A 16,763-nucleotide genomic window follows, 5' to 3' on the forward strand; every position below is an offset into this window, starting at 1 on the left:
AATTACTTATGATGAAGGGTATAATTTCCCGTTTTCTAAAGAAAGCGTAATGACATTATTTAAGATCGAAAGATCAAATGGTTGATGAGAAGAAAGTATAAATCCCGTATTTTCCTTTTCATGTTTATCCTTAATCCATTGATAAAGCACTGAAAGAGAATCGATATCAATTGTTATTAAAGGCTCATCTAAACAAATTAAAGTGGGATTTCCTAGAAATGCCAAAACCAAAGAAAGCTTTTTTAGCATTCCGCTAGAGTATGTACCGAGTGGATTGTTGAGATAATTGCCCATATCCATACTGTTTATATAATATTCGGCTTTAGTAATGCTTCCAGATTTGGCTTTTAGAAATAGCTTGATCATCTCATTACCCGTTAAAAACTCTGGATAAATGGGTTCGGCATCCGCAAAATTTATTTTTTTACGATAGTCGACTCCATCCCTTTTTAAGTTTACTTCATTCAGAAAAATTTCACCATCAAAATGAAGAAAGCCACAAATTGATTTGAGCAAGGTACTTTTGCCAGATCCATTAATGCCTTTTAACCAATAAATCCCATTAGAAAGTTCCAACTCTCCTATTTCAACTATTTTTCTGGAATTGTAAGATTTTATAAAATTATGGAAACGGAGCATAAGCCATCAAAATGAAATAAGATTTGTGTTCCCGTTGAGATTGTTTTCAACAATGATTTGTTACAATCTAGGTCGTTTTTACCTATTTCTGTGATCTAAAACAGTAAATTTTAATCCATATTGAAATTTACGCTTAGACTTAAATAACTAATTCATTTTCAAGATTTTTGCCAGATATAAATGCATCAGCATTGGCAAATGTTATACTTGCAATTTGTTCCATGGCCTCACGGGTAAAAAATCCCTGATGAGAAGTAATGAGCACGTTTGGAAAAGAAATCAATCTTGAAATAAGGTCATCCTGAATAACATCTTCTGATAAATCGTGAAAGAAAAGCTTTCCTTCCTGTTCGTAAACATCCAAGCCTAAATAACCCAACTGACCACTTTTAAGCGCCTCAATTACATCAGCTGTAGAAACAAGTCCGCCTCTACTGGTATTAATGAGCATGGCTCCTTTTTTAAAAAGCTTTAGTGTAATTGAGTTGATCATGTGATGGGTAGCATCCGTTAATGGACAATGCATGGAAACAATTTCAGCATCGCAGAGTGCTTCTTCGAGTGTTCCATATTGTAAGCCTTCACTTTCTAATTCTGCATCGGGAAATGGATCGAATGCAATTATTTTACAACCAAATCCTTTAAGAATTTTATAAAAAGCTTTGCCAATTTTCCCCGTTCCAATAAGCGCCACCTTGCAACCATGCAAGTTAAAGCCCATCAGTTTTTCTAAGGAAAAGTTTCCTTCACGTATCCGGTTGTAAGCTTTGTGTGTTTTCCGATTTAAGGTAAGGATCATCGCCATAGCGTGTTCTGCCACAGCTTCTGGAGAATAAGCAGGAACCCTAAAAACTTTTATTCCAAGTTCTGTCGCAGTTTCCAAATCGACATGATTAAAGCCTGCACACCTCAGTAGAATAAGTTTCACGCCGTTATCATGAAGCAAAGAAATCAATTCTCGGTCTGCCCTATCATTTACAAAAATACAAGTGGCGTCAAATCCCTTAGTAAGCGACGCATTCTGTAAACTGAGCGCAGGTTCAAAAAAAACAAGATCATGCCTTGTATTAAAACGCTCAAGAAATTCCTGATCGTAATGGCAGGTACTGAATACGGCAATTTTCATAAAGATGGGGTTTGGTGTAAGGTAGAGATATTAAATTGGATATTCCGAAAGGCCAATAAAACAGCAGGCCTGTAATTTTCATTACAGGCCTGCTCCAATATCTTAATAAAATAAAAATTATTTTTTATCGGTTAGTAAAATCTGGTAACTGAAAGAGGTTGGCTTTGCATAAACCAAATAAGGTTCTAATGGTTTCGGACCACAGCCCCAGGAACCTACACCCAAGGTTTTGTGGCTAATGCATAAAACTGTGCCTTTACTTTTAGGTAGATCAATTTTATATTCTACATTTTCCATTTCCTCATCACTGTAAGGTAATGCCGCAACTTGAAATAAGTCTTTTCCGTGTTTAACGCTTACGCTCAATCCACTTGTTGCCGTTACATTTGCCCAACGTACATCTTCATGGTTTCCGCTTTCCATTGGTTTCTCATAAGGAGTCATTTGTTTAATTACGCTACTAGAATAATGACCAATGTCGAATCCACTTTTTCTATCCGCATAGTTTTCCATTGGTCCTCGACCTAAATAATCAAAGTTGTTCAAATCTTTATCAAGGAAAAGGCGAACGCCAATTCTGGCGAGAATGAGTTTTGGATCGCTAAAATCTACATCATTTTCGGCATTTATCAATCCATTGCCATTGATGGTGTAAACCACATTGTGATGAATGGTAAAATCGTCTTTGCCGGTTCCGGTTAAGCTTACTTTAATTTCTACAACACCTGTACTTAATTGAGTTGCCTTAACATCATTAGTTACCCATTTTATAGATTTTAAACCCTTTTTCATCCAATCGTCGTAAGCCCACATATCATCTTTACGGTGCGGTGCACGCCACAAATGAAGCATTGGGCCACCTTTATCCTGAAGAACATTTTTTCCATTTTTCTCCATTTTAGAGAAAGTTCCGTTAGTCTTATCAAATTCAAGGGCAAAATCAATTCCTTTTACACGAATAAAATCTTTCGAATCGTCTAATCCTAAATTGCCAGAAACTGCAACCGCTGTAGCCGGAATAGAAATTGGAAGTTCGAACTGTTGAGAAGCAACTTCATAACCTTTTTTAGCCCAATTTTTATCGCTAGATAAATCAAATGAAACTCTCAAGAAGTACTCTGCCCCTACTTTCGGACTAACTTTATAAGGGATTTTTAAATCTTTTTCTTCTCCTGGATTAATGGAACCTGTAGCAAATAAACCAGAAGCAAGCCTTTTACCATCTTCAGTTAGTTCCCATTTTGCTGTGAAAGTGTTGGTATTTGTAAACTGATAACGATTTTTGATGGTTACGATTCCATTTTTTAGATCTTTAGCTCTAATACTGATCCATTGATAAGCGTGTTTAAGTTCTGGATAATGCGGTTTTAAAGATCTATCAGAAAACACAACTCCTTTGTGGATAAAATATTGATCGTTAGGATACTCGCCAAAACCACCACCAAAAGCAGTAATTGGATGTTTAGGATCTCTATTATTGTAAATTCCCTGATCTTGCCATTCCCAAATGGCGCCACCTAATAAAGCAGGATATTTATCAAAAAGATCGTTATAAATATCAACCGAACCCATAGAATTGAACATCGCGTGTGCGTATTCGCATAAGTAAAACGGTTTGTTTAAACTCTGATCATTGGCGTGTCTTTCCAAGCTTGCAACATCAGTGTACATTTGGCTATCAATATCTGCCGGATTTCCTTTTCCAATTCCAAAACCTTCGTAATGCGTTGGGCGTGTAGAATCTATTTCTTTTATTGCCTTTAATGCAGCTCTAAAATTTACGCCACCACTCCCATTTTCATTCCCTAAAGACCAAATAACAACCGATGGATGATTTTTGAAATTTTCTGTATTGGCCACATTTCGATCTATAATGGCAGCCTTTATTCTTGGTTCATCATTAAATTCGTTCATTGCACCGTGACATTCTACATTTGCTTCGGCTACCAGATAAAGACCGTATTCGTCACACAGTTCGTACCAACGTGGGTCATCAGAGTAATGGCAAGTACGAACATGGTTGCAGTTTGCCTGCTTAATTAACAAAATATCCTGAATCATTTGAGCCTCAGTAACAGCATGACCAACATCTGGCCAGTTTTCGTGGCGATTTACACCTTTAAGTTTAATTGCAACACCATTCACCAAAAACTGTCTACCTTTAATTTCAACGCTGCGGAAACCTGTTTTTGAGCTAAGAATCTCAACATCTTTAATTCCTTCTTTAAGCTTGATTACCGTTGTGTAAAGTTTTGGAGTTTCAGCAGTCCATTTTTCTGGATTGGTCACTTTCAATTTCAAATCGACAATTACTTCTTCGCCAGGCTTTAAAGCACGTACAGTTTTTTTATTTGATGAACCAGCAACCAAAACATCACCATTATACAATGAAGCTTCAACAATTCTAGGCTTGGTTATAGATGTACCGTAATTTTTTATTTTGGTGGTTACGGCAACTTCGGCATTTTTAAACTGTTCATCTAGATTGGTTTTCACAAAGAAATCTCGAACATGCTCTTGTGGTGTACTCCAAAGCGTTACGTTCCTAAAAATACCACTCAAACGCCACATATCTTGATCTTCAAGATAACTTCCCGTGGTGAAGCGGTAAACCTCTACGGCCAGCATATTTTTTCCAGGTTGTAGATATTTTGTTAAATCGAATTCCGCAGCATTACGGCTATTTACACTATAACCAACCTTACGGCCATTTACCCAGATAAAAAATCCTGCATCAACACCATCGAATGTGATAAAAATTTTACGCCCTTTCCAATTTGCTGGAATGGTAAAATCACGACGATAACTTCCAACAGGGTTTCTTTCTTTATAAGCCGTAAACTTTTCTGGAGGTGTACTCATTACCCTCGGGAAATCTTTTTGAAAGATGTAATTATAATTACTGTAATAAGGCGTACCGTATCCTTCTATCTGAAAGTTTGAGGGCACTTTAATTTCTTTCCACTCAGAAACGTCATAATTTGGTTTGTAAAAATTTACAGGGCGTTTTTGAGGCCAATCTACCCAATTAAATTTCCACATGCCATTTAAGCTTGTACTGAAGGTAGATGCGTGTCTATTAGCTACAAGTGCCTGCTTTAAACTTGCATAGGGCATTAAAGTGGCGTGTGAGGCTTCTTTATTAATGCCAATATTTTCTGGATCTTCTATTTCTTTTGGAACTGAAGCCGTATCCTGTTTAGAAAGAAAGTTGCCTTCCTTATGTTGTGCTCTTGCAACACTAATGTTGATTAAGGCGAGAACAACGAAAGCCTTTAAAATACTGTTAAAGTAAAATTTGCTCATAATGTGTGTTAGTGGTTTGGTTATAATCTGTTAAAACAAAATATTAATTAAAGTAAAATCTAATGGCATAGACGGTTTAAATCATGTTTATCTGCCTACCAAATAAACAGATTAAATTTTTCTTAGTAAATCGTTTTAATAGATTTACTAAAGTACATTTTTTGTTAATATTTTACACATATTGTTCAAATTCCATTGAGAAATTTACAGAGTCTGTTTAAAAATGAAGGTGAAGATTTAAATCTTAAATCACCAAACATCGATTTTGAAAAGATTTAGCACTATTTAGCGTACTCTATTTAGTACTAAATCTATTCCTGCCCCCACCGTAAATTTAAATTAACACCTCTACTCTCTTTAACCTGCACTTATATATTTGTGGCTTGCCATTTGCAATAGGTTAAATAGAAGAGGCTTATTTTAAGCTAATTACTATTGATAAGGAGGAATAGATATGAAAGACAAAAAAAAATATGGGATAATCTGAAGACGGAAATCCACAAGTATCAAGAGTTTGGTGGATTAGTAACCGAGAAGAAAAAACTCTTCTCAAATCTGATTAATTCTTTTATCACAGGATATAAAAAAAAGATAAAATCTGCAGTTTCCATTCCGGAGAAATAATTTCAGTTATCCTCTCACATCCAAAACCTATTTTTAAGAAAATTGTCTAATCATATTTTCTTTTGAGATCAAGAAAAACTCAAGTTAGGTAATCGTGCTTTTAGGTTTATAAAATGGTATCGTTTGGCGTAATGCGCTTCAATATAACGGATAGTATTATTGCGAATACCACATAACCTACAAAAATAAAGTAGCCAGGTTGGAGTGATGTGTTATTTTCAGTAATAGTATTGAGTACATCGTTATGAATTTCCAAATTGGAGAGCTGGCTTTTTAAAATACCATTTAAACCTATGTAGGTCATTAAAATTCCAACAACCATTACATCAGCCATATCCCATTTACCAGATTCGAAAGATAGGTATCTTAATGCCTTATTTTGGCGAAGCTGATCGTTACTCAAAATATGAATTCCTTTTGCAATCAGTCTTAAAATTGGCAAAACAATAACAAACAATAAAATAAGTGACCCTATAACAACGGAGTCTGGCTTTGGTTGTTGGATTAATACTTGGATAATACCCAAGATACTTTTGCTCTGAAAAAACAATACCTGGTTTTCAAATGCAATTTTTTCGCCAAGAAGTGTAAAGTTCAAAGCTTGAATCCGGGCATCAACTTCAATTATTGGCGCAGTTGTTCCTACTGCCAAAAGTACAAACGCAAAAAGTAACGACATTACAAAGAGCGTACTTTGAAGGTGCACTTTTTTACGCATAATTAGCCAAAGGCCAAGTGCAATAGCTACACATCCAAGCATTGCAAATGATGAATTATAGGTAGCATTATTGATCAGGGCCAATTGGGTATTAATTCTATCATTAAATTCGACTGGATCAGAAACATGGTATTTTTTTGCGATATATTTTGTAACCGCATTATTGGCAATTTCTGTGCTATCATAAGTTTCCTTTTCAAGCTGATCTAGCTTACTAGTCGCAATACTTTTAAGTCTTTTGGTGCTTGCCGGACTATTAATCTTGGTAATAATTGTTTTAGCGAAAGATGGTACCTGAGCTTGGATCTTATCAGGATTAACAAACTGTTTAACTGCAAACTTTGTTAATTTACCTTTAAGGGTTTTTTGCGGCTTATTAATTTCTGCAAATGTTTTCGATACTAAGCCATGAAGCTGCAGTTCAACCTCTTTTTGAAGTTCCTTTTTCTGTTTACTCGTCATGCTAAAATCAGTTACCTGATGATTTACAACTTCAGAAATCTTATCTCGCCATTGGTTTACCGAAAAAAGACCAAAGGTTATATTATTTACCATGCTATAATCTTCCTTAATCTGTTCTCTCTCTATGGAATTTTGACGCAGGCGATAGCCATAATAAGCTTCACCACAAAGCAAAATACTTAATCCAAGAATGAGTATAATATTAAACAGCGTGTTTTTTTTAGCTGGCTTATCTTTTATATGAGTTGTCAATGTTATTGCAGATTAGATTATAAATCAATGAGTTCGAATCACATTTTAATGCGAATCGTGTGGTGTAATAAACTTTAATATGGTAGATAAAATAAGTCCATACAGTACAAAACTTATAAATATGATGTATCCGGGCTGTAAAGCGGTATTGTTGGTGGTAATGATGGTTAGAAAATCGCTTTTAATGTTCAAGTTGGTTAATTGACTTTCTAGCAAACCATTTAAACCAATATAAACCATGAGTATTGCGATAACAATTACATCTGCCATGCTCCACTTACCAGATTGAAAAGCGAAATATTTAATAACCTTATTTTCGGCTAATTTCTTTTTACTTAAAAGGTGAATTCCGGTAGAACTTAACTTCATCACTGGAAAAAGAATACTAAAAACCAGAATTAAAATACCCACTAAAATTGAATCGATAGCAGGCTGTTTGACCAGCACTTCAACAACATCCAAAATGCTCTTACTTTGGAAAAACAGAACCTGATTTTTAAAGACAACGTGTTCTCCCAACAGAACAAAATCTAAAGATTTGATTCGAGCATCTACCTCGATCATCGATGCCGTTAGGCCAATCGCAAGCAGAATAAAAGCAAACATTAACGACATGATAAATAAGGTGGCATGCAGGTCTACACGTTTCCTTAAAATCCACCATAAGGTAAGTACAACTAATATGCAAATCAGCATAACGAAAGAATAATAGTAAGTGGTTGTCCGGATACGATCAAGAGATGCAGTAAGCTTACTGTTAAATTGATCAGATGAAGAAACATGATATTTCTTATACATCTGATGAACCATCGTATTTTTCACCGTTAAAGTGCTATCAATATCTTTAGTTTGTTGCAGTGCATTAAACTGACCCAAAGCCATTTTACTCAGTTGCTTTTTATTCTTTGGGTTATCTACTTGAGCAATAATTGTTTTTGCAAAACCAGGAACTTGAGCTTTAATATCATCAGTATCAACAAAATTTCTTACTGCAAATTTTGTTAATTTTCCACCAACAGATTTTTGAGGCTTGTTAACAATAGCTTCTGCTTTGTTAATTAATGCAAGAATGATCTGTTCAACCTCAACCTGAAGATTTTTCTTCTGTTTTGGTGTCATTTTAAAATCTCGTACCTGATGCTTCACTATTCCTGCAACTTCATCACGCCATTGATCTACAGAGAATAGCCCGAAAGTAATATTATTCATCTCGGAGTAATCGTGCTTAAGTACTTCCTGCTGTTTGGAAAGCGTGTGAAGCTGATAACCGTAATAGCCTTCTACGCCCAATAACAGCGTTAAACCTAATATTAAAAAGATTTTTGATAAAATCGATTTATGTTTTGTTTCAGTATTTTCTGTTGCTGTCAAGGTTAATCTAGATTACGAAGGATGTAATTAATTGTTAATCAATTTCATTAAACCAAGATTTGTGAAAATAGTTTTAATAAGAATGAAAATTTTCTAAGCTTCTTAATTCAAAAATGAAATTATAAAAGCTTTAAAAACAAAAAATGCAGTAGACATCCGTCATACTGCATTAATCATTAACTAATTATAAAATCTATTTCACTGCAACTACCTCCCCACAAGTGAGCATATTTTTGGGATAATATGGGTTTTCAATCTTCTTTTCATCGCTTACCCAAGTTGTTCCCATCATTGGGCATTTTTGTCGGTAAAGAATGGTTTTTTCTGGTTTTACCTTATCAATAATAACCCAAAACTGTTCAGATAATTTCTCCATATCTTTTCTTTGCTCGTTTATTGAGGCACTTTCGGCAATGTGCTTTGCCAAGGCTGTAATGCTTTCTCTTGCAGAAGTTGATGCATTCATTTCTTCTAAGCTCAACTTTTTAAATTTAAACTGCCCTAATGTATTTGCAAATTCTGTAGCGAAACTCGATGTTTTTTTAACATCAGAAATAACTAGACTATTTTTCATCCCCAAGTAATTTGCAATGATGAGCTTTTTAAGTCCCTCTCTTTTTTGTGCCAATTCTGGCGTAGCTACTTCTTGAACCGATGTTTTAATTTGGGCAGTTGCAGTAAATGTTGCTATACCAAAGACCATAAAAATGGCCAATACATAATTTTTCATTTCTATGGATTTAGGGTTGTTTTCTTTAAAATTTTATCAATTTCTGTACGAATATCTTTCAAATGTAATTCATTAATACCTGTGGTTTGAGGTAAAATTTCTTCTACTTTTGTTCTGATGGCTTGAAGGTGATTAATAGCTTCTAGCCTAACATCACTTCGTTGAGCGCTATTCATCGCTTTTCCATCTGCAATATCTTTAGGATTGATTAATATCCCTACTTTTTCAAGATATGATCGTTGAAGACTTCTTAAATAAGCATCTCGCTTGGGGTCCATTGATGGTTTCTTCCAAACCGTTGGCAAAATATCATTTAAAAACTCACTTACAGGATAAGGATTAGTAGAATTTAAAGCTTTTTGACTAAGATTAAATAATAAACCAGGACTTAAGAACATATTCAAAATCTGTGTTTGCTGATCTGAAATTTCTTCCATTGGTTTCACGTCAATTAATTGCGAAATCTCAGTAGGATAAATCCAAAGTGGTGCATCAAAAAGCTGGCGACCAACGTAGCCTACAACACGCTTAACCTTTTCTTTTGGAATTTCAGTATAAACCACTCCCTTTTCATCAACGCTTCTTTTAGTAACATAACGATTGCCCACATTTTTCATAACGTGATATAGATATCGGCCATATTGCTTAACAACTTCCTTATGCAATTCGGCTAAATTATCATACTGATCACCAGGTTCTTTGGTCCATTTTACTAAATTTGCAACTACCCTTTTTAAATTTTTGATCCCATAATCGCTCGCCACAATTGCATCATCGCCTAAATCTTCAGATTGGCTTCTTGGATCTTCATCTTTGCCTTCACCACCGAACCATAATTTTGGATTTTTGGTTAAGATATCGGTTGTCATTTTGGATAACAATTTTGCTTCATCATACTCATCTTTTTCCTGATCAAAATATCGATAGCCCCAATTAATTGCCCATTTATCATAAGCGCCAATTCTCGCATAAATCCCCTTCGGAGAAATATGATCTTCTGGTTGTGCAACATAATTAAAACGAGCATAATCCATAATGGAAACCGTATGACCATTTTTTTCTACCCAAGCTTTATCTCGTAGTTTCTCTACAGGAGTTTGACTGCTTGCACCCATATTATGCTTTAAACCAAGCGTATGTCCAATCTCATGCGAAGAAACAAAGCGTATTAATTGCCCCATCAATTCATCATCAAATTGCATTTTCTGAGCTCTTATATCCGATGGCCCAGCTTGGATCATGTACCAGTTATGAACGAGCTTCATCACATTGTGATACCAACCGACATGGCTTTCCATAATCTCTCCACTCCGTGGATCACTAATTCTTGGTCCGTAAGCATTGGGCGTTTCTGAGGCATAATATCTAATTACCGAAAATCTGGCATCCTCCAAACTCATGGTTGTATCCGCCTCTGGCCATTCTTTGCCAATAATAGCATTCTTAAAACCAGCTTCTTCAAAAGCCTTCTGCCAATCATTTATCCCTTGAATAAGATAAGGTCTCCATTTCTTTGGTGTGGATGGATCGATATAGTAAATAATTTGCTTTTGAGGTTCTACTAAAATTCCTTTTTTGTACTTATCAAGATCTTCTTTTTTGGGTTCTAAACGATAACGTTGAACCAAGTATTTAGTTTGCGTACGCTGATAGGCTTCATCAAAAAGAATGTATTTGTTATTGAAATAGCCTACCCTTTCGTCTGAAATCCGTTTTCGCATTGGCACTTTTGGCAACAATATGAAAGATGTATTAAGACGAATGGTAACTGCACCAGTTAATGCCCCAGCAGGAATCCCAAGTCCGGCGCTTGCATAAGTTTTGGTAGTTCTAATTTCTGCATTGATTGGGTAACAAGAAATGCGCTCAATAAAAGAACGATCATCAGCCAATCCATTCAGTTTTTTTGAATTTTTTTCTTCAGCAGGAATTGAAACAACCGGAACATCTTTTTTAAAGAAATCCGTTACGTCGATCACATAATTGCCTGATATCGGGTTTTTGGCCTTAATATCAAAACTTGCAATAATTGGACTTTCCTGCGATTGCATTACGGCTTGATAAAGTGGATCAGCAGAGTTTTTAGTTTCTTGGCGATAAACAACCCCTTTTAAAAAGAGGTTGTTATTGTTTCCTTTTTGAAAATATAACGTTTGCTCGTTTACTTTTTCACCTCCAAAGTTACCAAACCCTTGTGGAGTGGCCACATATCTAGTTACAGCAAGTAAGTAACGCCCCAATAAACTATCTGGCACTTCAAAAAACCACTTTTGATCTACTTGCCTAACATTAAAAAGTCCATCCTGTCCAATTGCACTTGCAGGAATTACTTTGGTATAATCCAATGGCACCTTTTTAGCCGAACTATCTGGCTTAACAATTGGCTTTTGAGCAAGTGTACTTAAAGAGAAAACACATACAATCGGTAGTATAATTTGTTTAATATTCATCTTAAAACGGAAGTTTTTCGTCGGTATTTAAAGTAAGATTTGGATTTTTCTTGAGTACGTTAAGTGGAAACGGAATTACATATAACCTCGATGTTGGCAAAAGCGTATAGGTTTGCTGAGGCACGGTTTTATTAACCAAAGGATAAACTCTGGTTACGGTTTTTGCATATTCTGGTTCAGTATTTAACCTTTTCAAATCGAAAAACCGATTAAAACCAAGAAACATTTCTTTTCTGCGCTCGTTAATGATGATGTCCATCGTTTCCTTTCTAGTTGCAGGAACAGATAAAATGATGCTACCAGATAAAATCCGCTTTTCTCGAAGTTTGTTCACTACGGCCATTGCACCAGCTAAATCATTTTCTCTGGCCAAGCATTCCGCCTGCATCAAGTAAACTTCTGTCGTTTTTAGTCCTGCTGTTGGATAAAAGAATCTGGTATAAGCGATGCTGTAATAAGCAGCACCAGAACCAATATCTAAAAAGCTTGCACTCGTTGTATTGAAAAACATATTAAAACGAGCATCATTTGTTCCGAATAAATTTCTTAATTCAGGACTGATTGGCCAACTGTAACCAAAGTTTGTTTCATTATAACCTTGAATGTACATATAACTTAATACCTCTGGATTATTCGGAGCAACAATCGGTGTTACCGTTGGTCCACCCAATTTTGTGGTATAATTAACCAGATCAAATATCTGATTGTTGTAAGAAAGCGACATTTCGCAGGCTTGTTTCGCCTGAGCAATTTCTCTCTTAAACAAATGAACCTTTGCTTTTAATGCCCACGCAAAGGCTAAAGATGGATGGTAAGGATCTGCAGGTTGCGCTTGCAAATAAGGAATTGCTTCGTCTAAATCCTTTTGAATAAAAGCATAAACTTCTGCAACGGTAGATTTTACAGGTTGAGCTTCTAAATCATATTTGTCCATAATGCAAATTCCGCCATCGGTGGCAGCAGTTGTAGGATTATAGCCTTTTGCATACACATTAACCAACAAAAAGTGATCAAATGCTCTTAACGCTTTAGCTTCAGCTTTGGCTAAAGCTTTTACATTGGCATCGCCCTTACTTTCATCAACCGAAGAAATAATGGTATTCCAGCGGTTAATATATAGATAACAACGTTCGTAAAAATTAGAAGAATTGATCAATGATACGCGATCAATATTTTCGTTAAAAAGAAAATGAACAGTATTAATGTTAGGCGTAATACCGATAACATTCGATTCCTTAAACCACATATCATCAACCAAGTATTGAAAATTGGTAATGGTGTATGCTCGGTTTGGAAAGGAAACCAGTTCATAATAATCTTGTGCAGTTTCTACAACTAAAGATCCTTTTGGGGTTAAATCGGTATATTTCTTACACCCGGCAAGCGTAAAAAAGGTGGCTATTAGTGCTATAAAAGCTATATTTTTTTTCATTTTGTTAAAAGGTTAGATTTAAGCCGAATACAAAGGATTTAGGATTTTGAAGTGTTCTTATTCCTGTGTTAAGCGAATAAGATTCTGGATCTATATCATCACCAGCAGCGCTTGCATACCACAAATTATTTACCTGGGCTGTAAATTTTGCAGATGGAATATTAAGTTTTTTTGTTAACTGTTTTGGTAAATTATAGGCAAGTGAAATCGTTCTCAACTTAATATAATCAGCCTTAATAACATTTACATCTGCGCTTTGCCACATGGAAGAAATAGAAGATGCTCTACCTATCATAGCTTCCGAATAATCAACCAGTAATCTTGGCAATTCTGGCGTTATGCCGTTTTTATACCTTTGAGTAATGTCTACATCAGTAATTTCATTAGAGCTTAAACTGGTTACATCTTTTCTCATCACATTACCTCCAGAAAAAATAAGCAATGCACTTAGCTCAAAATTCTTGTAAGAAACTCGCTGAGAAAATGATCCATTATAAGTAGGTATCAAAGTACCCATTTTAACTAAGGCACTAAGATTATTTATATCTCTACTGCTCGCTACAATTGGATTTCCACTTGCATCAAAATCTAGAGTCGATTTACCATTTTCATCTAAGAAGTAGGGATAACCGTTAACCATTCCTCCGTATCGGTAAGCATAAACGGTGTTGTAATCCGTTCCTTCTTCATAATAATCAGATGGCGAGCCGATATAACTTGAAGCCATAGTAGCAGTTCTGTTAACTTGCCCAATTTTACTTCTGTTAAAGCCAATAACGAATTGCGAGCTCAAGATTAAATCGCCCGATTTTAGCCAATCTCCACCTAAAGTAAATTCAATACCCTTATTTCTTAAAACACCATTGTTAATTATTCTAGAAGCTACTCCAACCGTTGGATCTAGCTCTGCCGTAACCAAGAGATCGGTGCTTTTTCTATCATAGGCATCAATACTACCTCTTAATCGATTGCCTAAAAATGCATAATCAATCCCAACATTGTAAGTCTCTGTCTTTTCCCACCTTAGTTTTGGATTCGGTAAACCCAAAACATTTAAATATTGCAGTGAAGGAAAAAGATTATCATTTACTCTTCTTGCAGTTAAAAATTTAGTGGATGTAGTCGTATTTTGATTGCCATTAACTCCATAAGTTGCCCGCAACTTTAATAAGTTAATCCATTTTAATGAGGCTAAAAAGGCTTCATTACTGGCATTCCATCCTAAACCAACTGACCATAACGGTCTGTTTTTATATTCCGGATCGGCACCAAAAAAATCAGCACGATCTATCCGGAAACTCCCTGTTGCATTATATCTGTTTAAATAAGTATACCCCGCATTAGCAAAACTAGAGATATTTCTATGTTTCTCTTCTTGAAAAGAGCGACCAGCAACCCCAAGAGTTTTGTTACCTCCAAAAATATAGCTTGGTAAACCTGTTTGAGAAACACTTGCGTTATTAATCAATGTAGAAGTTAGCGTAACCGGATCATAACCATATCTAATATCCGTGATCCCGATAGGTGTGAAAGTTTGTCTCATTTCCATCCCTGCAACGGCTGCAATGGAATGTTTCCCTCCGCCAAATGATCGATCAAAACTTAATTGATTTCTGAAGGTGTAAGAATTATTCTGTAGCATCCCCTGACTTAATCTTCCGCCCGTGGGAAGCCCATACGTGTAAGCGTTTGTAGATGGAGTAAAACCTACTAAAGCATTATATGCAGCTCTCATTTTATATGAGTTTACATCGTAATATTGCTCTGTTTTGGTGGTGCCAGTTTCATATTGAAATTGACTGGAGAAGCTTAGCCCATCCATTATTCTAGCTTGTATGTTAGCAAAAGCTCTTAAAGAAACTGTATTTGCCTTGGTTTGTCCTTCATTTAAAGATTCCAAAATATTAAAGCGATAAGATCGATATTGCGAAGTATTCTTTAAGGTTGATGAAACAGCTGCATTGATAACAGAACCTGCAATACCATCTGCAAGATTAACATAATCAGCATACAAAAGGCTTCCATCAGGGTTAACAATAGAAGCATACCTAGGTTGAATGCCGGTATATGAATTGTAAGAGTCATCTGTTGTTACCGAAGTTGAATAAGCACCATTAAAGCCTAATGTAGTGGTAAGCCACTTTTTAATATTATAGGTATTTTTAAAGTAAAGACTGATCTTTTGATCATCGTTGTTTATAACGCGTTCTGCAGAATTATCGTAATTTATTGAAGCAAAAGTATTTGATTTTGCACTTGCCGAACTCATCGATAAGTTATAACGCTGACGAAAAGCATTTTGCCAAACATTATCCCTGTACTGCTCATAATAGTCGGCATTTTTAAATGATGCTAATTGTTGGTTTACTTGATCTGTATTTAATTTTCCAGCATCTCTATCTCTATATAATTGATATAGAGGAGTATAATATTTTATAGAACCGTTTGCTACTGTACCATATGCTGCAAACATAGATTCGGTAGTCGTGTAGCGAGCACGTTCCTTGTTATAAACGTCGGTTTCAAAATCTACAATATCAGCTGTTGATGCATAATGCATACTGCTAAAATCAGGTTTGGTATCAATAAAAAAATCTGAATTAAGTGAAATCTTTAATGGATTGTTTCCTTTTTTGGTGGTTAAAATAATTACACCATTTGTTGATCTTGACCCATAAATTGATGCCGCTGCCCCATCTTTTAGTACCGTAACAGATTCAATATCGTAAGGATTTATATCTTCCAGAGCAGTTTCAGATGGAAGTCCGTCAATAACAACTAAAGGCTCCCTAGTAGTTCCAGTTAGTGAAAAAGTAGCCTGCCCCCTTAATACAGGTCTATCCGCCCCAATTCCATTTGGATTTTTAACATAAACTAAACCTGCAACACGTCCTTCCAAAGCACTTAAAATATCTACAGGAATGTTCTGATTAAGTATATTTTCACCAATTGTTACTGATGCGCCTGTAGAACGCTCTTTACTTAATGTTTGATAACCATTTACCACCACTTCTGCCAATAAAGAAGCATTGGCCATTAATTTAACAGTTACCACTTTTAAGGCAGAATTTCTATCAAATTTTTGAGTGCTCGATAAATAACCAATATAACTGATCTCCAAAGTGTTAAAACGGCTGGTTAAATTTAGGTTGAAGTGCCCGTTTCCATCGGTTATAACATACTTATTGGTTCCTTTTATTTTTACCGAAGCACCAGGCAATGGCGAACTTAAGCTATCGGTAACCATGCCGTGAAGAATGTATTCCTCTTCAATAGCATCCGGACTTTTTAATACAATTGTTCTGTTGTTACTAATTTCGTAAGTAAAAGCCTGCCCCTTAATTACAGCATCCATCAACTCTTTAACGTCGGATGTATATAGGCTAAAACTAATTGGCTTTGCCTTTTTTACAAGTTCTGCATCATAAACAAACTCATAAGAAGTTTTAGAAGATATCTGCGAAATAACTGTATTTAACGGAGCCTGATGAAAGTTATACTGAATATTTTGTGCCTCTGCCACCGAAGTACACAATAGGACTAAGCACAGCACAGTGAGCCAGTTCAATAAATATCCGCATCCAAATCGGACGTGGCGAAAGTAATGGTTTGTCATAAAATTTAGTTTGGTTGGTTGTTAATTGACGACGACG

General features: G+C 35.5%; 9 protein-coding genes. All 9 read right to left on the bottom strand.

Annotation, left to right across the window (positions count from 1 at the left end; translation table 11 throughout):
• Nucleotides 1-6 precede the first annotated feature (6 nt).
• Entirely contained in the window at nucleotides 7-639 is a 633-nt protein-coding gene (locus H7U22_RS10250; protein ID WP_187071270.1) for an ABC transporter ATP-binding protein, read from the bottom strand.
• Nucleotides 640-778: 139 nt separating this feature from the next.
• Nucleotides 779-1,765, bottom strand: coding sequence for a 2-hydroxyacid dehydrogenase (locus H7U22_RS10255; RefSeq protein ID WP_187071271.1), 987 nt, complete (start codon nucleotides 1,763-1,765; stop codon nucleotides 779-781).
• A 117-nt stretch (nucleotides 1,766-1,882) separates the two neighbouring features.
• Nucleotides 1,883-5,071, bottom strand: a complete 3,189-nt coding sequence (locus tag H7U22_RS10260) for a glycoside hydrolase family 2 TIM barrel-domain containing protein (protein WP_187071272.1) — start codon at nucleotides 5,069-5,071, stop codon at nucleotides 1,883-1,885.
• Between the two features lie 730 nt (nucleotides 5,072-5,801).
• Nucleotides 5,802-7,127, bottom strand: a complete 1,326-nt coding sequence (locus tag H7U22_RS10265; protein WP_222621834.1) for a paraquat-inducible protein A — start codon at nucleotides 7,125-7,127, stop codon at nucleotides 5,802-5,804.
• 45 nt (nucleotides 7,128-7,172) lie between these two features.
• Nucleotides 7,173-8,498: a paraquat-inducible protein A gene (locus tag H7U22_RS10270; protein WP_187071273.1), complete on the bottom strand. Its 1,326-nt coding sequence runs from the start codon at nucleotides 8,496-8,498 to the stop codon at nucleotides 7,173-7,175.
• 193 nt (nucleotides 8,499-8,691) lie between these two features.
• The gene (locus tag H7U22_RS10275) at nucleotides 8,692-9,228 is read right to left on the bottom strand and encodes a DUF3347 domain-containing protein (RefSeq protein ID WP_187071274.1); all 537 of its coding nucleotides are present in this window, start codon (nucleotides 9,226-9,228) and stop codon (nucleotides 8,692-8,694) included.
• Nucleotides 9,229-9,230: 2 nt separating this feature from the next.
• Nucleotides 9,231-11,678: a zinc-dependent metalloprotease gene (locus tag H7U22_RS10280; protein ID WP_187071275.1), complete on the bottom strand. Its 2,448-nt coding sequence runs from the start codon at nucleotides 11,676-11,678 to the stop codon at nucleotides 9,231-9,233.
• Between the two features lies 1 nt (nucleotide 11,679).
• Nucleotides 11,680-13,110: a RagB/SusD family nutrient uptake outer membrane protein gene (locus H7U22_RS10285; RefSeq protein ID WP_187071276.1), complete on the bottom strand. Its 1,431-nt coding sequence runs from the start codon at nucleotides 13,108-13,110 to the stop codon at nucleotides 11,680-11,682.
• A 4-nt stretch (nucleotides 13,111-13,114) separates the two neighbouring features.
• Nucleotides 13,115-16,726, bottom strand: coding sequence for a SusC/RagA family TonB-linked outer membrane protein (locus H7U22_RS10290; RefSeq protein WP_187071277.1), 3,612 nt, complete (start codon nucleotides 16,724-16,726; stop codon nucleotides 13,115-13,117).
• Nucleotides 16,727-16,763 lie beyond the last annotated feature (37 nt).

It is taken from the genome of Pedobacter fastidiosus, from assembly GCF_014306625.1.
Classification (GTDB): domain Bacteria; phylum Bacteroidota; class Bacteroidia; order Sphingobacteriales; family Sphingobacteriaceae; genus Pedobacter; species Pedobacter fastidiosus.

Coding starts and splice junctions, on each gene's coding strand:
- H7U22_RS10250 (WP_187071270.1), bottom strand. CDS start 639: ATGCTCCGTTTCCATAATTTTATAAAATCTTACAATTCCAGAAAAATA.
- H7U22_RS10285 (WP_187071276.1), bottom strand. CDS start 13,110: ATGAAAAAAAATATAGCTTTTATAGCACTAATAGCCACCTTTTTTACG.
- H7U22_RS10280 (WP_187071275.1), bottom strand. CDS start 11,678: ATGAATATTAAACAAATTATACTACCGATTGTATGTGTTTTCTCTTTA.
- H7U22_RS10255 (WP_187071271.1), bottom strand. CDS start 1,765: ATGAAAATTGCCGTATTCAGTACCTGCCATTACGATCAGGAATTTCTT.
- H7U22_RS10275 (WP_187071274.1), bottom strand. CDS start 9,228: ATGAAAAATTATGTATTGGCCATTTTTATGGTCTTTGGTATAGCAACA.
- H7U22_RS10260 (WP_187071272.1), bottom strand. CDS start 5,071: ATGAGCAAATTTTACTTTAACAGTATTTTAAAGGCTTTCGTTGTTCTC.
- H7U22_RS10290 (WP_187071277.1), bottom strand. CDS start 16,726: ATGACAAACCATTACTTTCGCCACGTCCGATTTGGATGCGGATATTTA.